The sequence below is a fragment of the Luteimonas sp. A534 genome (assembly GCF_054072805.1).
The window spans coordinates 256000-278695 of sequence record NZ_JBSVRR010000003.1; the positions used below are offsets into that span (position 1 = coordinate 256000).

Sequence of the window (22696 nt, forward strand, 5' to 3'; positions counted from 1 at the left end):
CACGGGTACTCTTGAGGGCCCTGTAGCCCGGATCCGACCCATGACGCGACGTCCGACCCCCTTGTTAGCCACGGCCCTGGCGACCGCCTTGCTGGCCGCGTGCGCTCCCGAATCCTCGACCACTGCGGCCCACCCGGCCAATGCCGCCGCGGCTGCGGCAGCCGGTGGCGTCGTCGATGCCCGGCGGGGCGCCGCCAGCCGGCAGTCCGGCAGTCTCCAGTCGCACCTGGCGGCGGTCCGCACCGCAGATGCGATCGCTGCCCACCCCAACCGCGGCGACCTGGTCGGCTACGACCGCGTGCGCGTGCCCACGCAGCGCGGCGCGCACACCTTCTACCCGGTGCGGGTGAGCGAGGCGCATGCGCTGGAAGCGATCGGCACGGGCACCCTGTTGCTGACCGGTCCCGACGACCGCCGGGTGGCACTGAAGTACGAGCGCCACGTCGAGCACCGCAGCGGCGACTGGAGCTGGATCGGCCGCGACGAGCACGGCGTGGAAGGCATCCTGACGTTCGGCGAGCAGGCCGTGTTCGGGGTGGTGCCCTATGGCGAGGGCGATACCCTCCGCCTGACCACGCAGGCCGGCCAGACCTGGATGGCAACGACGGACCGCAGCGTGCGGTCGCCGCTGCAGCAGCGCATCGATGCCGGACTCACCGGGCCGGACTTCCGTATTCCGCAGCTCACCGATGACGACGACGACGGCATTTCGGCGGCGGCGCTGGTGTCAGCGGCCACGGCCTCCGCGGCAACGCACGGGGTGCGCGCGGAGGGTGCGCCGGCACGGGCGGCCACCGGAGGCACCACGATCGACGTGCTGCTGGGCTACACCGCGGGCTTCGTCTCCATGATGGGCGGGGCGTCGCAGGCGCAGACCCGCCTCAACCACATCATTACCGTGGGCAACCAGACCTTCGTCAACAGCAATGTCGCGGTGAACCTGCGCCTGGTGGGCACGCTGCAGGTCAGCCATCCCGATACCGGCAGCAACAAGACCGCGCTGGAGCAGCTCACCGGCAGCAACGGCCAGTCGAACGTGACGGTCCCGGCCTCGCTGCAGCCGCTGCGCAATGCGCGCGAGACCTACGGCGCAGACCTGGTGGCGCTGGTGCGACGCTTCCGCGACGCCGACCACGAAGGTTGCGGCATCGCGTGGCTGGTCGGTGGCGACCAGGCCCCGATCACGCAGCCCTACGAGAAGTTCGGCTACTCGGTGATCAGCGACTCCAATGGCATGCAGTCCCCGGACAACAGCCATTACTGCCGGGACGAGACCCTGGTGCACGAGCTCGGGCACAACATGGGTTCACAGCACGACAGGGAATCGGCGACGGACGACAACGGCCAGCTCGGCTACGGGCGCTATCCGTACTCCTTCGGCTACAAGACCAGCGCGGCGAACGGCAACTTCTACACGGTGATGGCTTATGGCGACACCGGGCAGACCGCCTATCGCATCTTTTCCAACCCGCAGTCGACCTACTGCGGCGGTCGCGCCTGCGGCATCGCCAACGAGGCCGACAACGCGCGCAGCCTGCGCCAGACGGCACCGCTGATCGCAGCCTTCCGGGCCGGTACGTCCGATGGAAACGCGCGTTCGGACTTCAACGGCGACGGCGTCTCCGACCTCCTCTGGCGCAAGTCCAGCAACGGCAGCAACTCGATCTGGCTGGGTGGCAACTCGGCGACGCAGCAATCGATCCTGGCGGTGACGGACAGGAGCTGGCGCGTGGTTGGCGCCGGGGACTTCGACGCCGATGGCCTGACCGACATCGTCTGGCGCCACGACGCCAGCGGCCGCAACACCATCTGGCGTGGAGGCAACGGCAACTCCACCATCAGCGTGACCACGGTGACCAGCCGCTCCTGGCAAGTGGTGGGCGTTGGTGACTTCAACGGCGACGGCCGGGCCGACCTGCTGTGGCGCGACGCAGCGAATGGCCGCAATGCCATCTGGCTTGCGGGCAATTCCGCCACGCAGCAGGCCATCATCGATCTTCCCGATCTCCGTTGGCGGGTCGCCGGCGTGGGTGACGTCGACGGCGACGGTGTGGACGACATTGTCTGGCGCCATGCGCTGGGTGGCCGCAACGTGGTCTGGCGCAGCGGCAACGGCAACTCGACGATCCCGATGTCCACGGTCGCGGATGGCAACTGGCAGGTCGTCGCGGTCGACGACTTCAATGGCGACGGTCGGGCCGACGTGTTCTTCAGGCATATGACCGCCGGCCGCAACGCGCTGTGGCTGAACGCGAACTCGGCCACGCAGCAGGCCATGCCCAACGTCGCCGGCGCCTGGAAGGTCGAAGGCAGCGGTGACTTCAATGGTGATGGCAGGGCCGACCTGGTGTGGCGCAAGATCACCGGCGAGAACACCATCTGGCTGTCGGCGAACCCGAACAACACGCTGTCCCTGGCCACGGTCGCGGACCGGGCCTGGGACATCGTGCCCTGATGCCAGCGCGTTATCCGGCGCCGCCGGGTGACGCGGCTTCGGGGGAAGTGGAACGGGCACGCAGGCGGCGCAGCAATGCGCCGCCTGCGGCGAAATGGATGAGGTCGCCCAACGTGGTGACCGCCCGCAGCAGCGCGATCATCACGACCGCATCGGCGGCCGGCATGACGTCACCCACCAGCGCGAACAGCACGCCCTCGCGGACGCCGAGCCCCGCGGGGGCACCGGGGACCAGCAGGCCGATCACCCACGCGGCCGCGAATGCACCGCACAGCGCGAGGTACGGGAAGCCGACGCCAGGCGCGATCACCGGCGCCATCGTCGTGAAGCCGAGGCCGACGACGAGGAAGCTGCACAGGGCAATGCAGTAGCAGGCGAGCAGGGTGCCGGCATCCGGCGTGATGCCCCTGCCTGGCACCGCGGGAGCGCCGCGAAGCCGCTGTACCCAGGAGACCAGATGCCGCAACAACACCAGGCCGGCGGCTGCGCCCACGGTTGCGGCAAGAAACAGCCACGGGCGCCACGCGGTGGGCAGCCACTGCTCGAGCGCGGGGACCGGCCGCAGGACCAGCAGGACCACGGTGAGATGCGCCGCCGCCAGGGCATTGAGCAGGTTTTCGTACACCACCGAAAGCGACAGGCGGGGAAGGTCGCCGCCCACGGGGCGTGCAACGACCACTCGCCCGACGTGGTGGGCCACGTTTCCCGGAAGATATTTTCCGAACTGCGTGAAGGCGACGATGCCGTAGGCCCACGCCGGCGTGAACGCGACATCGACCGCGCGCAGCAGGCGCCGCCACATCAGGGCGGCGAGCGGCACCGCCAGCAGGTAGGCGGGCAGCATCACCGCGAACGCGGCCGCCATGCGCGCCGGCGACAGCTCGGAAGCGCGCACCGAACCGAACGCCGCCACGGCGTGGCGGAGGAAGTAGGCCCCGGCCAGGATCGCCACGGCGAACCCCAACCAGCGTACTGCCCGCTTCATCGCGCCTTGGCCAGCACCAGGTAGCCGTTGCCGAGTTCGGTGGAGAGGAACGGTCGCTGCGCGAGCTCAGCCATGGCGATGGCGGTCTTCCCCAGCGGGTTGTTGATCAGCGGGAACCACTTCATCACGTGCCCGCGCTCGATGCCGCTCCGGTGCGAGTTGGCCTGCTTGCCCTCGACCGTGTCGTCGTCGCCCGGATTCACGGCGCGCGCATAGCGCCCGGCGGTGAGCTTTTCGGACACGGTGGCCAATGGGAACCCGTAGCATTCGATGACCTCCGGTTCGAAGCCGGCATCGCGCAGGAGTGCCGCAAGCGCGTCGCGCTCGTATCTCCGGAAATGGCCCGCCCAGACGTCCGACGGATTCCACTTGGCCATGTGCGCGGGGACCGACAGCAGCAGCGTGCCGCCGGCCGGCATCCAGGAACGCCAGACGTCCAATGCCTGCCGGTCGTGCTCGATGTGTTCCAGCACCTCGAAGGCCATCAGCAGCGGGAACCGCCCTTCCCAGTCCGATTCGGGAGCGTCCACGATCGGGATGTCGATGCCGGCATCGGCGGCCAGGCGTTGTGCCAGCGCGCGCGCCTCGGGCGAGCTCTCGAGCGCGGTGCAGCGGAATCCGCGCGCGGTCAGCTCGTGCAGAAGCACCGCGGCACCGCAGCCGATCTCCAGCGTTTCGCAGGGCGCGATTCCCGCCAGCTGCCGCAGGATACGTGCACGGCGGAGCAGGTAGCGCGGGGCGGGGACCCAACCCGCTTCGGGAGCCGCCGGGCCAAGGTTTCCGTATGTCTTCATTGCATTTCCAAATCGCTGTGCGCCGTGGAGGGGGGCGACGCCAGTCTACTTGCTGGCAGGCCCGGCCCGTAGCAGCGCGAGGAGTTGCGCGCCGATCGCCGGCGGGTGCGTCGCACCCGCGATGGCGGCACGGGCCGGGTCGGCCGCTGGAGGCATCGCATGCCAGTCCGCGACCGCGGCCGCGAGCGCTGCTGCGTCGTGGGGCGGGATCAGCCGGACGTCGTCGAGATGCGCCACGGGAAGTTCCCGGATCGCCAGTGAGTCGCGGCTGATGAGCGGCCTGCCGGCGGCAAGGATCTGGAAGACCTTGTTGGGGATCACGCTGGCCGCCTTGTCCGACGAGCCGAAGATGCCCAGGCAAATATCCGCGGCGTCGATCGCAGTCACCAGTTCTGCATAGGGAATCCAGTCGTCCCACTCCAACCGTTCCAGCGGCTGCTCTTCAAGCATGGCGCGGATGTGGCCGGATTCCTGCCCGCGGCCGACGATTCGCCACTGCACGGGCTCGTCGCGCAGGATCCGCGCGGCCTCGATGATCGTGGGAATGCCGTGGAGCGGGATGAACTGCCCGTAGAAGAGGACGCGGGTGGGCGCGTCGGCTTGTGGGGCCGGCGCGGGGGTGGTATCCGCCTTGCCCAGGAATCCCTGTTCCACGCCCACCCAGACATGGCCGCAACGCCCCTGCGCCAGCCCGAACAGCCGCTCCATGCGTCGTGCGTGCGTCGCGGTGTCCATGAACGGCGCATCCGCGAGTCTTACCGCCAGCCATTCGATGGCATGGACCAGCCATGCCAGCGGATGCCTGGGCGTCACCAGCCGTCGGTCCAACACGATGGTGTCGTAGGCCGACAGGAACCAGTCCATGGCGATGGGCGTACCGCGCAGCCAGGCCAGCAGGCGGATGACGAAGATGTCCGGCATTGCCGGGTACCCGAGCAGGACCCAGTCGTGGGCTGGCGCTCGCATATAGCCCCAGGCGAGCTTCGGATAGGCAAGCAGCACGCTCGCCAGCAATCCGAGCCAGCGGCCGATGCCCTTGACCTGGCTCTTGTCCTCGATCCCGCGCCACGGATTGGCGCGGACCTCGATCACTTCGACACCCTGCGCGCGCAGCCCTTCGATCAGGATGCGCACGCGCGGCTTGCCCGTATCGCACGTCCCCCAGAGCACCACCCGGCGGATGCCGGGCGCCGCGTGCGGGGATTCGCTCAAAGCGCGGTTTCCAGCTCCTGCAGCACCTGGAACAGGTCGCCCACCAGGCCGATGTCGGCGATCTCGAAGATCGCGGCATCCGCGTCCTTGTTGATGGCAACGATGGTGCCCGCATCCTTGATGCCGGTCAGGTGCTGGATCGCGCCGCTGATGCCGATCGCGACGTAGAGCTCCGGCGCGATGATCTTGCCGGTCTGGCCGACCTGCATCTCGTTGGGGCAGTAGCCGGCGTCGACCGCGGCACGCGAGGCGCCCACGGCGGCGCCGAGCTTGTCGGCAAACTTGTAGATGACGTCGAAGTTCTCCTTCGACCCCACGCCGCGTCCGCCGGAGACCACGCGCTTCGCGCCCTGCAGGTCGGGGCGGTCGGAGCTGCCTGCGGCCAGGCCGATGTAGCGGGTGTGGGCCGGCACGTCGGCTTCGACGCTGGCGGCTTCAACCGCGGCGCTGCCGCCCTTGCCGGCTTCCTTCCACGACGCGGTGCGCACGGTGGCGACCACGGTCTGGCCCGCCGGTGCCTCGACGGTGACGATGGCGTTGCCGGCGTAGATCGGGCGCTTGAACGTGTGCTCGCCCTCGACCGACATCAGGTCCGAGACCTGCGGCGCGTCGAGCAGCGCGGCCACGCACGGCATCAGGTCCTTGCCGAAGGTGGAGCTGGGGCCGAACACGTGGCTGTAGCCTTCCGCGAGCTTCGCCACCTGCGGCGCCAGCACCTGCGCGATCGGGTTGGCGTTGGCGTCATTGGCCACGGTGAGCACGCGGGAGACGCCGGCGATCTGCGCGGCTTCGGCGGCCACGGCGGCGGGGTCGGCCGCGAGCACCACCACATCGATGGCTTCCGGCGACAGCGCCTGCGCGGCGGTGACGCACTTGGCGGTGGAGCCGTTGAGCTTGCCGTCCAGGTGTTCGGCGACGATCAGTACCTTGGCCATCAGAGCAGCCCCTTGTCCTTGAGTGCGGCAACGAGCTCGGCCGCGTCCTTCACCATCACGCCCTTGCTGCGCTTTGCCGGCGCGGCATGGTGCGTGGTCTTGAGGCCGGCACCGGCTTCGACGCCGAGGTCGGCCCAGGCAATGGATTCCATCGGCTTGGATTTGGCCTTCATGATGTCGGGCAGCTTGATGAAGCGCGGCTCGTTGAGGCGCAGGTCGGTGGTGACCACGGCCGGCAGGTCGACTTCGAGCGTTTCCAGGCCGGCGTCGACTTCGCGGGTGACGGTGGCCTTGCCGTCGGCGACCTCGAGCCTGCTGGCGAAGGTCGCCTGCGGGCGGCCCCAGATCGTGGCCAGCATCTGGCCGGTCTGGTTGGCGTCGTCGTCGATCGCCTGCTTGCCCAGGATGACCAGGTCGGGCGACTCCTTCTCCACCAGCTTCAGCAGCGCGCGCGCCGCGGCCAGCGGCTGCACCTCCTGGCCTGCCTCCGTGACCACGTGGATGGCGCGGTTCGCGCCCATGGCCAGGCCGTTGCGCAGGTGCGCCTGGGCGTCGGCGGGGGCGATGGTGGCGACGATGACTTCGGTGGCGATGCCCTTGTCGCGCAGGCGAAGGGCCTCTTCCAGCGCGATCTCATCGAAGGGATTGGCCGAGAGCTTGACGCCATCGGTGACCACGCCGGAGCCGTCCGGCTTGACCTGGATGCGGACGTTGTAGTCCACCACTCGCTTGTAGCCGACGAGGATCTTCATCGTTGCGGTGCGTCCTTGGGGGTAGGGCGGAAACCCCCGATTTTAGCTGGCGCGGGCTCCCCATGCGAGCCGGGCCGCGGGAACGCCGCGCCCGCGGCGAGGGAACGCTGTTAAGGTTGGCGCGCGGCCCAGGCCCCTCGCGGGGCCGGGGCCGCTGCCCATGGCCCCTGTCACCGTCCTCCATGACCCCATCCCCGGATGTTCCCGTGCGTTCCCCGGCCTGGCCCCGCTGGCTGATGTGGGCGCTGGTCGCGCTGGCGACCGCCAACGTGCTCGCGTTCGCGCGCACGGTGGCCAACCCGATGATCATGGCCGACAACTGGATCTTCGTGGACACGTTCCTGCGCCACGTGATCGATGGCGGCGGCGATATCGGCGATTTCCTGGTCAAGCGCACCGGGTTCGACCATGGGCTGCCGCACTACAAGTTGATGATGCTGCTCAATGCCTGGTGGTTCGATCTCGACTTCGTGTACGAGTCGATCGCCGGTGCGGTGTTCGCCTTCCTCGGCTGGGGGGTGCTGTGCCGCGCGGCGCTGTCGGATGCGCCGGCCTCTGCGCGGCCGCCCGCCCTGTACCTGGTGCTCGCGGCGATGGCCGCGGTGCAGCTGTCGCTCAATGCCTTCTACACCTGGCTCTACTCGATGGTGGCCCTGGGCTTCCTCGACTACCTGCTGGCCTTCCTCGCGTTCGCGGGCGCATGGACGGCGCTGCAGGGCGGGCGCCGCTGGCCGTTCGTCGCCTGGATCGCGCTCTATGCGTTCTGTGCGGACACGTCGGCCACGATCACCGGGCTGGCGCTGTCGATGGCCCTGGTGTTCGCGGGCTGGAAACTCGGACAGCTGCGCCGCGCCTTCGCGCTGGTCGCGGTGGTGGTCGCGGCGCTGGTCGCGTCGCGGATCGTCTATGCGGCCTTCGGCGAAATCCGCGGCGAGACGCTGGCGGTGTTCGACGCGTCGTTCGGCGAACGCGTTGCGGGCCTGGCGGGACAGGGACTCGAAGCCTGGCGCTGGGCGATCAGCCCGATCGCATCCGGCGTCGCCTGGCGCAATGCCTTGAGGTGGGCCTTCGGCGACCAGTGGCAGGCAGCGCAGGTGGTGCTCGGCCTGCTGTTGCTGGTCGCGCACGGCTGGTTCTGGTGGCGCGCGCTGCGCGACCGCCCGCGTGCCGCGAGCTTCGTCGCGATCTGCCTGATGCTGCTGTTCTACGGCTACATCGCCGGCGTGCTGTACGGGCGCGTGTTCGTCCGGGGCGCGGCGTACTTCGACCAGGGACGCTACGTCAGCCTGTACCAGATGGGCGTGCTGGCGCTGCTGATGATGGTGGCGGCGCGCCTGACCGACCGTCCGCGCGCACCGCGGTTGCAGCCCGTCGCGATCCTGGCCGCGACCGCGCTGCTGCTGGTGCAGGTGCCGCTGTCGCTGCACTCGTGGTCGCAGCTGACCGGCATCCACAACTATTTCCTGGTGATGGCCACGCAGTACGGGGAAGTCGCGCGCAATCCCGCACCGGACAGGGACTGCGTCGACCAGCTCACGGTCTGCGGGCTTGGACCGGACCTGCGCCTGCGGGCCCTGGACATGCTCTGGCGACACCAGCTGGGCGTGTTCTCGCCGCGCTTCGCCATACGCCACCCGGAACTCGCGGCCGCGGCCGGTCCGCTGCCACCACCACCGCCGCCCGGGGACTAGTCCAGGGCGAGCAGCGCGCGGTCCGCGGCCTCGAGCACGCGCGGCAGGTGTCCTTCCAGCCCGATCCACAGGGGCAGGCGCAACAATCCATCACCGGCGGTATCGGTCACCGGCAGTTCCCCGTGGCTGCGGCCGAAGCGGCGGCCCGCGGGCGAGGAATGCAGCGGCACGTAGTGGAACACCGCGTTGACCCCGTCCTCGCGCAGCGCATCGATCATCGCCGTGCGCGCCGCGAGCGAGGGCAGCAGCAGCCAATACATGTGTCCGTTGTGCTCGCAACCCTCGGGCACGTGCGGTCGGCGGATGCGCCCGGCGCGCGCGTGCGGCTCCGCCCAGGCGTGGTAGGTGTTCCAGATCGCGAGTCGGCGCCGGGTGAGCGTTTCGGCCTCGTCGAGCTGGGCCGCAAGGAACGCGGCGGTGAGCTCGCCCGGCAGGTAGGACGACCCCCGCGACACCCAGGTGTACTTGTCGACCTGGCCGCGGAAGAAGCGGCTGCGATCGGTGCCTTTCTCGCGCACGATCTCGGCACGCTCGATCAGCGCGGGATCATTGACCAGCAGCGCACCGCCTTCGCCGCAGATCACGTTCTTGGTCTCGTGGAAGCTGAGCGCGCCGAGATCGCCGAGATTGCCGGCCGGCCGGCCGCGGTAGCGCGACATGATGGCCTGCGCCGCGTCCTCGATCACCACCAGGCCATGGCGCCGTGCGATGTCCTGGATGACGTCCATCTCGCAGGGCACGCCGGCGTAGTGCACCACGCAGATCGCGCGGGTGCGCGGGGTGATCGCCGCTTCGATCAGCCGTTCGTCGATGTTGAGCGTGTCCGGGCGGACGTCGACGAACACCGGTATGCCGCCGCGGAGCACGAAGGCATTGGCGGTGGACACGAAGGTGTAGGAGGGCAGGATGACCTCGTCACCCTCGCCGAAGTCCGACAGTATCGCCGCCATCTCCAGCGCCGCGGTGCACGAGTGGGTGAGGAGGGCACAGGGACTGCCGGTCATCGCACGCAGCACGTCGTGGCAGCGCCGGGTGAAGGGGCCGTCGCCGGACAGGTGCATGTTGAGATGCGCCTGGCGGATGTTGTCGATCTCGGCGCCGGTCATCCAGGGCTGGTTGAACGGGATCATCGCGCCTCCTGCCTGCGCGCGAGCACGAGCCGGCTGCCACCGACGGGGAACCGCAGGCCCAGTGCGATGGCGCGGCGCTCCAGCGCCATCACCGCGCCCAGGGCGCGGCCGAGGAGGCGCGGCGGCGCCAGCTCGGCCTGGTTGTCGCCGGCGGCATCCGCGCCGGCGAGGCGACGCGAGAGCCACATCGCCGGCAGCAGGAGACTGGTGAACGAGGTGCTGTCGATGATCCGGAAGCCGCCGGCACGCAGCTTGGCTTCCAGCTCGCCGCGGCGGTAGCGGCGGACGTGCCCGCCGACGTCGTCCTCGGCGCTCCACAGCCACCGGTGCTGCGGCACGGTGAGGATCACGCCGCCACCGGGGCGCAGGGCGCGATGGAACCGCGCCAGCACCGCTTCGTCCTCTTCGATGTGTTCGAGCACGTCGAAGGCTCCGATGACGTCGAACGCGGCCTCGAACGGCAGCGCGCGCGCGTCGAGCTGCAGCATGCGCGCGCGTGGCACCCGGGGCACCGCGTGGGCGAGGCCCGAGGCCAGCACCTCGCTTGCCGTGAGTGCCATCGCCGGGAACGCCTTGGCGATCGCGGACAGTACGAACCCGGTGCCGGCGCCCACCTCGAGATAGTCCCGGGCCCCGGCAAACACGGCGCGGAAGCGATCGACGATGAGCCGGTTGCGGGCCTCGAACCAGAAGTGCCCCGCTTCGCTCGCGGCAAGGCTCGCGATCGCACGGTCATCGAAGCCTTCGACCTCGGCGGCCAGCGCGGGGGCGAGCAGCGGTACGCCGTCCTGCACCGTCGGCCGGTAAGCGCAGTGGGGGCAGTTGAAGTCGGCGTCCGCGTGTCCGGCGCCGCAGGCCGGACACAGGATCACCAGCGGCTCCCGACCACCAGTCCGGCCATGATCAATCCCACCCCGACCACGCGACCGGTGCTGAGCGGCTCGGAAAATACCAGCGCGCCACCGAACACCACGCACGCGAACACCAGTGCGGTCAGCGGATAGGCTTCGCTGAGCGGCAGCCGCGTCATCGCCAGGATCCAGGTCAGCGAAGCGCCAAAGGCCGCGACGAACGCGCTGATCACCCAGGGGTTGAGCAGCAGCCGGAACACGAAGCAGGCGCGGGCGGCGGTGCCGTCCGGCAGCGGGCCGGCCAGATTGACCTGCCACTTGATCACGAACTGGCCGTAGACGGTCATCGCGATCGTCAACAGCACGCAGACCCAGGCCATGCCCCTGGTCATCGCTGGCCTCAGTCCGGCCGCGGTGCACGGGTCACGGCGACTTCCTCACCAGGATGGTGAAGTCGTACAGCTCGTAGTCGTGCAGCAGCGCCACGTTGCGCGAGTAGCGGCGCTTGCAGAGATCGAACAGCACGCAGGGGTCGGCGTAGAAGAGCTCGTCGCGCATCTTGTCGGCGTCGGAATAGATCGTCAGCGAGTTGAACGCGAAGCCGTGGCGGCTGTTGCGATCCAGGCCGTCGAGGACCGATTCGACATAGGCCAGCCATTCCTCGTCGCTGCGGCCGACGCGCAGGCTGAAGATGCCGCTGGCGATGCTGTAGTCCGCCGGCTGCAGTTCACTGGACAGCACGAAGCGCGCGCGGTCGTCGCTGGCGTGGCGCGCGCCTGCCGCCTCGATCATGGCGTCGGAGACGTCGTAGCCGGCGTAGTCGAACGCGCCGTGGCGCGGACGCAGGTAGTCGAGCAGCGCGCCATAGCCGCAACCGAGGTCGTTGAGCGAAAACCCGGTGTCGTGGCGGATGATCTTCGCCAACTGTTCGAAGCGGGTCGCCTGGGCCGGCTCGCCGTTCCAGCCGGCACCCCTGGGGTTGACGCCGTGTTCGGCGAGCTTCTCGCTGTGGAAGCTCGCCAGGTCGGCATGGATGGTGTCAAGGTCAGCGGCCATCGCCCTGCGCTCCGTGGATGCGACGTACGATGGTATAGGGCCGCCGTTTGATCTCCAAGAACATCTTCGACAGGTAGATGCCGATGATGCCGAGGAACAGGATCATGAGTCCGCCAAGAAGCCAGATCGAAGCCATCACCGAGGTCCAGCCGCTGAGCGGCGCGGCGACGAACAGCTTCAGCAGCAGCAGATAGGCGATGTTGGCCGCGGCGCCCAGCGAGATCGCAAGCCCGGTGTAGAAGATCGCCACCAGCGGCTTGCTGCTGAACGACGTCACCGAGTTCACCAGCAGCGAGACCTTGCGCGCGAGGGTGTAGGTGGTGGCGCTGGTGGCGTGCTTGTCGACGACCTGCGGGCGCTGGTCGAAGCCGGTGATCACCTGCAGGCCGCCGATGTCGAGCTCGCGTTCGTCGTGGCTGACCAGCGCCTGCACGTAGGCGCGCGACATCAGTCGCGCGGTCACCACGTTTTCGGGCAGGTCGATGCCGGTAAGGGCGTGGAAGTAGCGGTAGAACAGCCGCCCGCTGGCGCGCTCGAGGAAACCGCCCTTGCGCGAACGCTGCACGCCGTAGACCACGTCGCAGCCGTCGCGGTCGTACTGCTTCGCGAAGGCCTGGAGCCATTCGGGATCTTCCTCGAGGTCGCTGTCGATCAGGAACACCCGCTCGCCGCGCGCATGCGCCATGCCGGTCATCATCGCCTTGTGGTGGCCGAAGTTGCGCGACAGGTCGACCACGGTCAGCCGCGGCTCGCGTTCGCACCAGGCCACCGCGCGCGCCAGGCTGTCATCCGGCGAGCCATCGTTGACGAGCACGATCTCGTAATCGTCACCCGCGACCGCACGCGCGGCGGCGGCGGCGCGGGCCAGGAACTCGTCGATATAGGCGGCCGACTGGTACAGGGTGGCCACGACCGACAGCCGCGGCGACGAAGCGGCGGCGCGGGCCTGGTCCGGAAAGGTTGTCGGTTGGGCGTTCACGGCGATATCCCCGGTGTGTCCACGATCAGGCGATGCGCCGGTTGGGCGCGGTGCTCTTCAGCGCCGGGCGCGCGTCGCCGCCGAGGTTGAACAGCAGGTCGAGGATGGTCACTTCGCCCAGGAAGGCGCCGTGCAGCTGCGGATAGTCTACATATTCGTAGGACTTGGCCTCGAGCCCGATGCCGGCATCGCGGAAGGCGTCGGCGGGCGTGTAGTCCAGCGCCGTCGGGCCGGTCAGGTAGTCGGTGGCGCCGAGCTCGCGCAGCATGTCCAGCGGCCGCGTCGACCTGTCGCCGGTGACGCCGACCTCGCGCGACATCATCGTGCGGGTCGTGATGCCCAGCGCCGCCATCGCCCACTGGCAGGCGCGGACATTGAGCTCGGAAATCGTTCCCGGGCGGCTGCGCAGGATGTCGAAGAAGCCGCCGGAAAGCTGCTCGAAGTGGGGCGCTTTCGCATAGGCCAGTTCGAGGCTGCGCACGTGCTTGTCGATCCAGCGGCTGTCGTAGGCGATGCGTGCCGCTTCGATGGTGGTATCGCGGTCGTGCAGCACCGGCACTGACAGCCACGCCGGACCGTTGGCGGTCTTGATCCGGTTGCGGTTGCGCCAGCCCTTGTGCGTGTACTGCACGTCGTCATAGAAAACGAACAGGTCGCAGTCGTCGATGAAGTCGAAATATCCGCGCCACGGGATGTAGTTCGACTGGATCATGCCGACGCGCATGTGTCCTCCGCGGCAGTGTTCAGAGGTTCTGGTAGTTCGGACCCGAACCACCCTCCGGCGTGACCCAGGTGATGATCTCGTAAGGATCCTTGATGTCGCAGGTCTTGCAGTGCACGCAGTTGGCGGCGTTGATCTGCAGCCGCTTGCCGGTGCCCGCGGGGCCATCGGGATCGTCGACGATTTCATACACGCCGGCGGGGCAGAAGCGGGTGCAGGGATTGCCGTATTCCTCGGCGCAGCGGGTGACGCAGACCTCGGTGTCGTGCACCAGCAGGTGCACGGGCTGGTCTTCGTCGTGCTCGGTGGCGGCAAAGTAGACGCCGGCCAGACGGTCGCGCGGTGCCAGCTCGCGCTGTCCCCAGTCGCGCTCGGGCTGCGTGCGCGTGCCCAGCTTGTCGAGTGACGACCAGTCCGGGGTGACCTTGAGCGTCCACGGCGAGTGCCCGCCGACCGCGGTTTCCCAGGCGCCATTGAGCAGCCCGAACCACAGCCCCTTCTTGAAGCCCGGCTTGATGTTGCGCACCGCGCGCAGCTCGCGCATGGCGTCGGAGTCGCGCAGCTTCGCATCGAACCCTTCGGGCACGAGGTCGCCCGCGGCCAGGTGTTCGGCGGCGAGCATGCCGGAGCGGATCGCCTGGTGCGTGCCCTTGATCTTGGGCACGTTGAGCAGTCCGGCGGTGTCGCCGATCAGGAGCGCACCCGGCATCTCCACCTTCGGCAGCGACTGCCAGCCGCCGGTCACGATGGCACGCGCACCGGCGGAGAGGATGTTCCCGCCCTCGAGCAGCGGCTTCACCGTCGGATGGTTCTTCCACTGCTGGAAGGCCTCCCAGGGCTTGAAGTCCGGGTCGCTGTAATCGAGGCCGCTGACGTAGCCCAGCGCCACCTGGTCGTTTTCCAGGTGGTACAGGAAGCTGCCACCGTAGGTGTTGTTGTCGGCCGGCCAGCCAAGTGAGTGCACGATCTTTCCGGGCGTGGCGCGTCCGGCGGGCAGCTGCCACAGCTCCTTGATGCCGATCGAATAGGCCTGCGGGTCGCTGTCGGCGTCCAGCTTGAAGCGCTTCACCAGCCGCTTGGTGAGGTGCCCGCGCGCGCCCTCGGCAAGCACGGTGACCTTGGCGTGGATGTCGATGCCGGCGGTGTAGCCCGGCTTCTCGGAGCCGTCGCGGGCGATGCCCATGTCGCCGATGCGCACGCCGGTGACGCGGCCGTCTTCGGCGTGCAGGGTCTGCGCGGCGGCGAAGCCCGGATAGATCTCCACGCCCAGGGCTTCCGCCTGCGGCGCCAGCCAGGCGCACATCGCGCCGAGGCTGACGATGAAGTTGCCGTGGTTGCGCATGCCCGGCGGCACGATCGGGAATTTGCGGCCGCCATCCTTCGTCAGGTACCAGAGTTCGTCTTCGGTCGCGGCCACGCAGACCGGTGGCGGGTTGTCGCGCCAGCCGGGGAGCAGCGCATCCAGCGGACCCGGTTCGATCACCGCACCCGACAGGATGTGCGCGCCGATGGTGCTCGACTTCTCGATCACGCAGACCGAGATGTCCGGATTGATCTGCTTGAGCCGGATCGCGAACGCCAGGCCCGCGGGGCCGGCGCCGACGGTGACGACGTCGTACTCCATGACGTCGCGCGCGGGCTGGGGAACCTCGACGGTGGTGCTGGGATCGGCTTGCTGGTTCATGCTGGCGGCCCGTGTGGCGATGCGGCGATTGTCGCGGCTGTGCACGCGCGCGGCAAACCGCGGCCGTACCGCGCGCCGCGATGCGGCGGCACCGCGTCAGTCGATCGTGCTGCGCGCGTGCGCGTCGCCCGCGGTGAGGGTCCAGGCGGCCACGTCCCGTCCCAGCGATTCCAGCGCGCGCTCGTAGGCCACGGCGACGCTGCCCACGTCGGTGGCGGCCGCCGGTTCGGCGATCAGGAAGGTGCGCGCCGCGACGATGCCCTGCTCGCGCGCGTGCAGCAGCTTGGCGTGCAGTTCGATGGTCGCGGAGGGAACGGCGCTCCCGGCGTAATCGGCCTCGAAGCGGCGCAGGTCCAGCAGCAGCCGGTAGTCGGGCGCGATGCCGCTGCCGCGGCGGGCCACGCCGGGGACGTGGCCGGAGTCCTCGAGCGTGCGCAGCACCACCTCTTCGACCATGTCCGAGGGCGAGCGCGCCCAGGTTGCGCCGCCGTAGACCTGGAGCTCGCCCGGGACCGGACGCACGGCGATGCGGAACGTGTCCACGGTGCGCCCCGCGGTTGGCGGATTCACCGAGAGCTGCCAGTCCACGCGCGGCCAGGCGGGATCGGCCTGCACCTGCGGGCTGGGCGAATAGATCGTGCCGCGCTCGCGTTCGCCTGCACCGCCAAGCAGCGAGCAGGCGCCCAGGGCCAGCACGGCGGCGGCCAGCGCACCGCGCCCGAAGAGGTTGATCGGCTTCATTCGGGTTCGAACTCCTTGGGTGCGTCGCGGCCGAGCAGGTAACGCGCGGGGTTGGAATCGAAACGGTCGCTGATGCGGCGCAGGTCGCGCACCAGCGAACGCAGTTCGGCAAGCGTCGGGCCCAGCTGCGCCAGGCCGTCGTTGGCGAAGCTGTTGATGGCGTTGCGGTTCTCGCCAAGGATCGCGTCGGCGCTGCCGGCGGCGGAGTCGATCCGCGCCAGCGTGGACTCCAGGCGCTCCACCATGCCGGGCAGCTTCTGCACCAGTTCGCGGTCGATGCCTTCCATGGCGCGGTTGGATGTCTCCACCGTCTCGATCAGCTTCTCGCTGGCCACGCGCGCATTGGTGATGAACACGGCGAGGTCTTCGCGCTGCCCGGCCACGGCGCCGGTCATGCCTTCGATGTGCTCGAGCGTGTTGGCGATGCGCTGGACGTTCTCGTCGCTGAGCACCTCGTCCAGCCGCGCCACCAGGCGATTGGCGGTGTCGGCGATGTTCTGCAGCGCGGAGGCTTCGGTGAGGATCACCGGGATCGCATCGCTGTCGCGCGCGGCCAACCGCGGCGCGTCGGGGCTGCCGCCGGTGAGCTGGATGAAGGGCGAGCCGGTGAGGCCGGCCATCGACAGCTTGGCGCGGGTGTCCACCTTCACCGGCACATCGGCCAGCACGCGGATCCGGGCCACCACGCGCCGTGGATCCTGCGGCGCGAGCGCAAGCGAATCGATGGTGCCGACCGCGATGCCGTTGTACTGCACCGTGCCGCCTTCGGTCAGGCCGGTCACCGGCTCGTCGAAGACCACGTGGTAGATCTGCCAGTTGCGGTCGCTGGAATACTTCGCCGCCCACAGGCCGAACAGCAGCATGGCCACCGCCACGAGCAGGGTGAAGGCACCGATGAGGACGTAATTGGCCTTGGTTTCCATTGCTCAGGGCTCCACGGCGGCGCGTTCGCCCGCCTCTCGTGCCGCACGGCCACGCGGGCCATTGAAGTATTCCTGCACCCAGGGGTGGTCGAGACGTTCGATCTCGTCCACCGGGCCGGTCGCCACCACCTTGCGGTCGGCGATCACCGCGATGCGGTCGCAGATAGCGTACAGGGTGTCCAGGTCGTGGGTGATGATGAAGACCGTCAGTCCCAAGGCCTGGCGCAGGGTCAGGATGAGGTTGTCGAATGCCGCGGCGCCGATCGGATCCAGGCCTGCCGTCGGCTCGTCGAGGAACAGCAGTGGCGGGTCCAGGGCCAGCGCACGCGCGAGCCCGGCGCGCTTGCGCATGCCGCCCGAGAGCTGCGACGGCAGCTTGTTGATCGCATCGGCCGGCAGGCCCGCGAGCTTCACCTTCAGCAGGGCCAGTTCACGGCGCAGGCCGTCGGACAGGCCGGGGTGGTGTTCCTTCAGGGGCAGCTCGACGTTCTCGCCAACGGTGAGCGACGAGAACAGCGCGCCGTCCTGGAACAGCACGCCGGTATTGCGTTCGATGTGCTGCCGGTTCGCCGGCTCGGAGGAACGGGCGTCGACGCCCAGGACTTCGATGCTGCCCTCGTTGGGCGTGCGCAGGCCGATGATCGAGCGCATCAGCACCGACTTGCCGCTGCCCGACCCGCCGACCACGCCCAGGATCTCGCCCGTGCGCACGTCGAGGTCCAGCCCCTCGTGCACCACTTGGCTGCCGAAGCGATTGGCCAGCCCGCGCACGTGGACGATGGGCGGCGTGTCACCCGCCTGCCTGCCGCTCACCAGCCCACCTGCATGAACCAGATCGCCGCGAACGCGTCGAGGATGATCACCAGCGAGATCGTCTGCACCACGCTCGAGGTGGTGCGCTCGCCCAGCGACTGCGCCGTGCCCTGAACCTGCAGGCCCTCGAGGCAGCCGATCAGGCCGATCACCAGCGCGAACACCGGTGCCTTGGACATGCCGACGAAGAAGTGCCGCAGTTCGACGGTGTCGTTCAGGCGGGCGAGGAAGGCCTGCGGCGGGATCCCGAGTTCGAACGCGCCCACGGCCATGCCGCCCAGCAGGCCGGAGATCATGGCGATGAAGGTCAGCAGCGGCAGCATCACCAGCAGCGCCAGCAGCCGCGGGATCACCAGCAGTTCGATCGGGTCCAGGCCCAGGGTGCGGATCGCATCGACCTCTTCGCGCGTGACCATGATTCCGATCTGCGCGGTGAACGCGCTCGCGGTGCGTCCGGCGAGCAGGATCGCGGTGAGCAGCACGCCGAACTCGCGCAGGAAGGCGAAGCTGACCAGTTCCACCACGAACAGCGTCGCGCCGAACTCGGCGAGGATGGTGGAGCCGAGGAACGCGATCACCGCGCCGACCATGAAGGACAGCAGCGCCACCAGCGGCATCGCGTCCAGGCCCACCTGTTCCATGTGGTGCACGGTGGAGGTGAGGCGCAGGCGCCGCGGCTGGCGCGCGATCCGTGTGGTCTTGGCCAGGCTCTCGCCGAGGAAGCTCACCAGCGCCACGATCTCGCGGCTGTTCTCGTGCATTGCGCGGCCGAGCCGGGCGAGGGCGGCTGCGACGCCGTATTCGCGCCGCTTCTTCGGGCGGTCGTCGGCCACGTCTTCGATCGCGGACACCAGTGCGAGGTGGTCCTCGCGGAAATCCAGCGCGCCGTCATCCAGGCCGCGGCGGTGGGCGAAGCGCAGCAGCTGCAGCACACCCATCGTGTCGAGGCGGCTGACGTCGTTCGCATCCACGTGCGCGGCGCCATCCGGTGCGTCGGCCAATGCCGCCGCGACCGCACCGGCATGGTCCAGCGTCCAGCTGCCCGACAGGCGCAGCGTGGCACCGTCGAGTGAGAGCGCGGGTGGACTGGCGGGGTCTGCGGGCATCGGGCGAGGATACCGAACACCGGGTGTGCTGCGCGTGCCATGCTTTACGCATGTCACGCCCGTTTCCCCAGGAAGCCTACGCCGCCCGCATCGCCTTCATGGTCGAGCTGGCGGAGCATCTGCACGCCTATGGCACTACCTGCCCGCGCCTGGAAGCCGCGCTGGAGATGGTGGCGCAGAAGCTTGCCCTGGAGTGCGAGGCCTGGACCAATCCCACCGGGATGGTCCTGTCCTTCAGCGATCCGATGCGACCTCCCGGCGACAGCGACACCACCCGCGTGATCCGGATGTCGCCGGGCGACAACGACCTCGGCCGCCTCTCCGACGTCGACCGCATCGCCGAGGATGTTTTGGCCGGACGCATCGGCTTGGCCGAAGGCCATGCCGCGCTGCGCGCCCTGGACCGGCCGCCGACCCGGCGCCAGAACCTGATGCAGGCCCTTGCATTCGGCCTCGTGGCTGCCGGCGTCGGCGGGCTCCTGCGGCTGCCCTGGCTGGACATCGCCACTGCGAGCGCGATCGGGCTGGTGATCGGCTTCCTGTACGTGGCGGCGCGCAGCCGGCCGCGGCTGCGCGAGGCCGGCGATGCCGTGAGCGCGATGATCGCCGCGGCCATCGCGATCCTGGTCGCGGCCTACGTCGCGCCGATCAACCTCAATACCGTGATCATTTCCGCGCTGATCGTGCTGATGCCGGGACTGATGCTCACCAACGCCATCAACGAGCTCACAAGCCAGCACCTGATGTCGGGCACCGCGCGCTTCGCCGGCGCCGTGGCGACGATGATCATGCTCACCGTGGGCACCATGGTGGCGATGGTGGCCGCCGAGATGGCCGGCATCGAACCGCAGGTCCGCGCCCTGCGTCCGCAGCCCGAGTGGGTGGAATGGAGCGCGTTGGCACTGACCTCGTTCGCGTTCGCGGTGCTGTTCCGCGCGAAGCTTCGCGACTACTGGCTGGTGGCCGCGGCCGCTGCCACCGGTTACCTGGTGTCGCGTCTGGCCGGGCAGGCCTGGGGAAGCGAGTTCGGGATCTTCCTGTCGGCGCTGGTGATCACCGCCGCGGGCAACGGCTATGCGCGCTGGGCCTGGCGTCCGGGCGCGATCATCAGGGTGCCGGGCATCATCCTGATGGTGCCGGGTAGCGCCAGCGTCCGAACCCTGATCACCTCGGTGCAGCAGCAGGACCTGGACGTGGGCCAGTCGGCCGCGATGGCGGTGATCAACATCCTGATCGCCATCGTCGCCGGGCTGATCTTCGGCAACCTGCTGCTGCCCGCGCGGCGGAGCCTATAGGAGCGGCTATAGCCGCTCCCACAGGATTGTCGGGCCTTCGGTGGGCGCTCAGACGATCAGGAAGTCCTGCGGGGTCTTGCCCTGCGCCACCTGCTCGGCCATCCAGCGCGGCTGGCGGCCACGGCCGGTCCAGGTTTCTTCAGGCTTGGCGGGATTGCGGTACTTCGGTGCCACCTTGATGCCGGTCTTGCGCGGCGCCTTGGCCGGCTTGGCGGCGCGGGTCGCGGTGCCGGCGGCGGTGCCGAACAGTTCTTCGATCGTGTAGCCCTCGGCGGCGGCCGCGGACTTCAGGCGCGCGCGCACGGTGGTGATCGGCTTGCGCTTCTTGAGCGTGGTCTTGCGCTTCTTCGCCTTGTTGATCAGCGAGTCGAGTTCCTTGGCCGAAAGGGCGTTGAGGTCGATTGCCATGGTGTCTCCGGGTATTTGCAGAAGGGTGCCGGGAGTCCCGGCGACGTCGTGATGGTAATCCGTCAGCCCGACAGGCGTGCCAGCAGCGCGTCCCGATCCAGGTTTTCAGATTCCGCGGCGCTGCGCGCGCGGTATTCGAAGCTGCCGGCTTCCAAGCCGCGTGCGGAGACCACGACGCGGTGCGGAACGCCGATCAGCTCCATGTCGGCGAACATCGGGCCCGGGCGCAGGCCGCGGTCGTCGAGCACCACGTCGACGCCGCGGGCCGCCAGTTCGTCGTGCAGCGCGGTGGCCGCCGCGACCACCGCGGGATCGCTCTTCGGGTTGATCACGCACACGGCCACCGTCCATGGGGCCATCGCTTCGGGCCAGATGATCCCGGCCTGGTCGTGGTTCTGCTCGATGGCGGCCGCGACGATGCGCGAGACGCCGATGCCGTAGCAGCCCATCAGCGGGATCGCGGCCTTGCCGCCCGCGTCGAGCACCTTGCAGTCCATGGCGCGTGCGTAGGTGTCGCCGAGCTGGAAGATGTGGCCGACCTCGATGCCGCGCATGATGCGCAGCGTGCCGCCATCCTCGGCGCGGTCGCCCTCGACCACGCTGCGGACATCGGCGACGGTGTCGGGTTCAGGCAGGTCGCGGCCCCAGTTGACGCCGGCGATGTGCTCGTCCGGGCGGTTGGCGCCGACCACGAAGTCGGCCATCGCCGCCACTTCGGCGTCGGCGACCACGCGGATCGGTTTCGCCGGCGCGACCGGCCCGAGGAAGCCGGGCTCGCTGCCCAGGTGGGCGAGGATCTCGGCTTCGGTGGCCATGCGGTAGTCGCCAAGGCCGGCGACCTTCGCCAGCTTCACCTCGTTGGCCTCGTGGTCGCCGCGCACCAGCACGAGCACGAACTGCTCGCGGCCTTCGGCGTCGTGGCCGACCACCGCCACGGACTTCACCGTGCGCGCCAGCGGGATCCCCATCAGCTCCGCCACGGCCTCGCAGGTCTTCTGAGTGGGCGTGTCGATGCTGCGCATGGCCTCGGCGGGTGCCGGGCGCGGGCCGGGCGCGGCGGCGCGCGCGGTCTCGACGTTGGCGGCATAGCCGGCGGAGTCGCCGTCATTGCCGCTGTCCGACCAGGCGATCGCGTCCTCGCCGGAATCGGCCAGCACGTGGAACTCCTGCGAGGCGTCGCCGCCGATCGCGCCGGAGTCGGCCAGCACCGCGCGGAAGCGCAGTCCAAGGCGGCTGAAGATGCGGGTGTAGGCGGCGTGCATGCCCGCGTAGGAACGCGCCATGCCCTCGGCGTCGATGTCGAAGGAATAGGCGTCCTTCATCAGGAACTCGCGCGCGCGCATGACGCCGAAGCGCGGCCGGATCTCGTCGCGGAACTTGGTCTGGACCTGGTAGAAGGTCACCGGCAGCTGCTTGTAGCTCGCCAGCTCCTGGCGCGCGAAGTCGGTGATGACCTCCTCGTGCGTCGGGCCGTAGGCGTACTCGGCATCCTTGCGGTCGCGGATCTTCAGCAGCTGGCCGCCGAACTTCTCCCAGCGCCCGGTCTCGTCCCACAGCTCGCGCGGCTGGATCGAGGGCATCAGCACTTCGATCGCCCCGGCGGCGTCCATTTCCTCGCGCACCACCGCCTCGACCTTGCGCAGTACGCGCAGGCCCAGCGGCGACCAGGTGTAGATGCCGGCGGCAAGCTTGCGGATCATCCCCGCCTTGAGCATCAGCTTGTGGCTGACGAGCTCGGCCTCGGCCGGGGTTTCCTTTTCGGTGTGGAGGTGGAACTGCGACAGGCGCATCGGCGGCATCATCGGTCTGGTGGTTCGGCCGGTGATTGTGCCATGCAGCACGCGCCGTGCCGCCGCGACGCCGGGGCTATTGCCGGCTGCCGTCGACCTCGATGCCTTCGCGAGGCTGGATGTCGACCTTCTCGAAGCGCCGGCCGCGCTGAGGAGGCTCCTGGGTCACCTGCACCACGCCGGCGTCGTCGGTCCAGCGATACAGCACCGGGCGCGTGTCTTCAAGCGTGTCCGCGGCGGCCTGGTCGGCGCGCTCACGACGCGCCTCGGCGGCTTCGGGCGCCTCGCGCGAAAACCACCATGCCACCGCGATTCCGGCGGCAAGGCCGGCGACGCTGGCCCAGCGCGTCTGCACGGCGGCGTCTGTCCGCGTGC

21 protein-coding genes and 1 pseudogene are annotated in these 22696 nt (G+C 69.3%); 3 read left to right on the forward strand and 19 right to left on the reverse strand.

Annotated features, from left to right (window positions below; translation table 11 throughout):
• Window positions 1–40 precede the first annotated feature (40 nt).
• A complete protein-coding gene (locus ACW5F0_RS09385; protein WP_456999617.1) occupies window positions 41–2455 on the forward strand; it encodes an FG-GAP-like repeat-containing protein in 2415 nt (804 codons plus the stop codon).
• 10 nt (window positions 2456–2465) lie between these two features.
• Here the strand turns inward: ACW5F0_RS09385 and ACW5F0_RS09390 are convergent, their stop codons facing one another.
• Genes ACW5F0_RS09390 through ACW5F0_RS09410 form a run of 5 tightly spaced genes read right to left on the reverse strand, consistent with a single transcriptional unit; the run spans window position 2466 to window position 7133 of the window.
• Entirely contained in the window at window positions 2466–3440 is a 975-nt protein-coding gene (locus tag ACW5F0_RS09390) for a lysylphosphatidylglycerol synthase domain-containing protein (RefSeq protein WP_456963673.1), read from the reverse strand.
• Window positions 3437–4234, reverse strand: a complete 798-nt coding sequence (locus tag ACW5F0_RS09395; RefSeq protein ID WP_456963674.1) for a class I SAM-dependent methyltransferase — start codon at window positions 4232–4234, stop codon at window positions 3437–3439. Before ACW5F0_RS09395 ends, ACW5F0_RS09390 begins: the two co-directional genes overlap by 4 nt.
• A gap of 45 nt (window positions 4235–4279) precedes the next feature.
• On the reverse strand, window positions 4280–5446 hold the full coding sequence (locus tag ACW5F0_RS09400) for a glycosyltransferase (RefSeq protein WP_456999618.1): 1167 nt from the start codon (window positions 5444–5446) through the stop codon (window positions 4280–4282).
• Window positions 5443–6381, reverse strand: coding sequence for an electron transfer flavoprotein subunit alpha/FixB family protein (locus tag ACW5F0_RS09405; RefSeq protein ID WP_456999619.1), 939 nt, complete (start codon window positions 6379–6381; stop codon window positions 5443–5445). Before ACW5F0_RS09405 ends, ACW5F0_RS09400 begins: the two co-directional genes overlap by 4 nt.
• Complete coding sequence (locus tag ACW5F0_RS09410; protein WP_456963677.1) at window positions 6381–7133, reverse strand: electron transfer flavoprotein subunit beta/FixA family protein; 753 nt, start codon at window positions 7131–7133, stop codon at window positions 6381–6383. The genes ACW5F0_RS09405 and ACW5F0_RS09410 overlap by 1 nt, the downstream gene beginning before the upstream one ends.
• A 182-nt stretch (window positions 7134–7315) precedes the next feature.
• Here ACW5F0_RS09410 and ACW5F0_RS09415 point away from each other — a divergent pair, with 182 nt between their 5' ends.
• On the forward strand, window positions 7316–8824 hold the full coding sequence (locus ACW5F0_RS09415; protein ID WP_456999620.1) for a hypothetical protein: 1509 nt from the start codon (window positions 7316–7318) through the stop codon (window positions 8822–8824).
• Here the strand turns inward: ACW5F0_RS09415 and rffA are convergent.
• The 11 genes and pseudogenes from rffA to ACW5F0_RS09470 form a co-directional block, all read right to left on the reverse strand.
• Window positions 8821–9954: a dTDP-4-amino-4,6-dideoxygalactose transaminase gene (gene rffA / locus ACW5F0_RS09420; protein WP_456963679.1), complete on the reverse strand. Its 1134-nt coding sequence runs from the start codon at window positions 9952–9954 to the stop codon at window positions 8821–8823. The genes ACW5F0_RS09415 and rffA overlap by 4 nt on opposite strands.
• A complete protein-coding gene (locus ACW5F0_RS09425) occupies window positions 9951–10826 on the reverse strand; it encodes a class I SAM-dependent methyltransferase (protein ID WP_456999621.1) in 876 nt (291 codons plus the stop codon). Before ACW5F0_RS09425 ends, rffA begins: the two co-directional genes overlap by 4 nt.
• Complete coding sequence (locus tag ACW5F0_RS09430) at window positions 10823–11197, reverse strand: hypothetical protein (protein ID WP_456963681.1); 375 nt, start codon at window positions 11195–11197, stop codon at window positions 10823–10825. The genes ACW5F0_RS09425 and ACW5F0_RS09430 overlap by 4 nt, the downstream gene beginning before the upstream one ends.
• Before the next feature lie 31 nt (window positions 11198–11228).
• On the reverse strand, window positions 11229–11861 hold the full coding sequence (locus ACW5F0_RS09435) for a class I SAM-dependent methyltransferase (protein WP_456963682.1): 633 nt from the start codon (window positions 11859–11861) through the stop codon (window positions 11229–11231).
• Window positions 11851–12840, reverse strand: coding sequence for a glycosyltransferase family 2 protein (locus ACW5F0_RS09440; protein ID WP_456963683.1), 990 nt, complete (start codon window positions 12838–12840; stop codon window positions 11851–11853). The genes ACW5F0_RS09435 and ACW5F0_RS09440 overlap by 11 nt, the downstream gene beginning before the upstream one ends.
• 25 nt (window positions 12841–12865) lie before the next feature.
• The gene (locus ACW5F0_RS09445) at window positions 12866–13564 is read right to left on the reverse strand and encodes a WbqC family protein (RefSeq protein WP_456963684.1); all 699 of its coding nucleotides are present in this window, start codon (window positions 13562–13564) and stop codon (window positions 12866–12868) included.
• A 19-nt stretch (window positions 13565–13583) separates the two neighbouring features.
• Window positions 13584–15245: a 4Fe-4S dicluster domain-containing protein gene (locus tag ACW5F0_RS09450; protein WP_456963685.1), complete on the reverse strand. Its 1662-nt coding sequence runs from the start codon at window positions 15243–15245 to the stop codon at window positions 13584–13586.
• Between the two features lie 96 nt (window positions 15246–15341).
• Window positions 15342–15986 (reverse strand): ABC-type transport auxiliary lipoprotein family protein, encoded by a 645-nt coding sequence (locus ACW5F0_RS09455; protein ID WP_456963686.1) that lies wholly within the window; start codon window positions 15984–15986, stop codon window positions 15342–15344.
• A complete protein-coding gene (locus tag ACW5F0_RS09460; protein WP_456963687.1) occupies window positions 15983–16909 on the reverse strand; it encodes an MlaD family protein in 927 nt (308 codons plus the stop codon). The genes ACW5F0_RS09455 and ACW5F0_RS09460 overlap by 4 nt, the downstream gene beginning before the upstream one ends.
• A 3-nt stretch (window positions 16910–16912) precedes the next feature.
• Window positions 16913–17683, reverse strand: a pseudogene (locus tag ACW5F0_RS09465) (ABC transporter ATP-binding protein); the annotation flags it as partial.
• Between the two features lie 35 nt (window positions 17684–17718).
• Window positions 17719–18828, reverse strand: a complete 1110-nt coding sequence (locus ACW5F0_RS09470; RefSeq protein ID WP_456963688.1) for an MlaE family ABC transporter permease — start codon at window positions 18826–18828, stop codon at window positions 17719–17721.
• A 50-nt stretch (window positions 18829–18878) separates the two neighbouring features.
• Here ACW5F0_RS09470 and ACW5F0_RS09475 point away from each other — a divergent pair, with 50 nt between their 5' ends.
• The gene (locus ACW5F0_RS09475) at window positions 18879–20123 is read left to right on the forward strand and encodes a threonine/serine ThrE exporter family protein (RefSeq protein WP_456963689.1); all 1245 of its coding nucleotides are present in this window, start codon (window positions 18879–18881) and stop codon (window positions 20121–20123) included.
• 48 nt (window positions 20124–20171) lie between these two features.
• Here the strand turns inward: ACW5F0_RS09475 and ACW5F0_RS09480 are convergent, their stop codons facing one another.
• From ACW5F0_RS09480 to ACW5F0_RS09490, 3 genes are all read right to left on the reverse strand, one after another.
• Complete coding sequence (locus ACW5F0_RS09480) at window positions 20172–20531, reverse strand: H-NS histone family protein (protein ID WP_456963690.1); 360 nt, start codon at window positions 20529–20531, stop codon at window positions 20172–20174.
• A gap of 62 nt (window positions 20532–20593) precedes the next feature.
• Window positions 20594–22321 (reverse strand): proline--tRNA ligase, encoded by a 1728-nt coding sequence (locus ACW5F0_RS09485; protein ID WP_456999664.1) that lies wholly within the window; start codon window positions 22319–22321, stop codon window positions 20594–20596.
• Window positions 22322–22397: 76 nt separating this feature from the next.
• Window positions 22398–22676, reverse strand: a complete 279-nt coding sequence (locus ACW5F0_RS09490) for a DUF4124 domain-containing protein (RefSeq protein ID WP_456999622.1) — start codon at window positions 22674–22676, stop codon at window positions 22398–22400.
• Window positions 22677–22696: the final 20 nt, after the last annotated feature.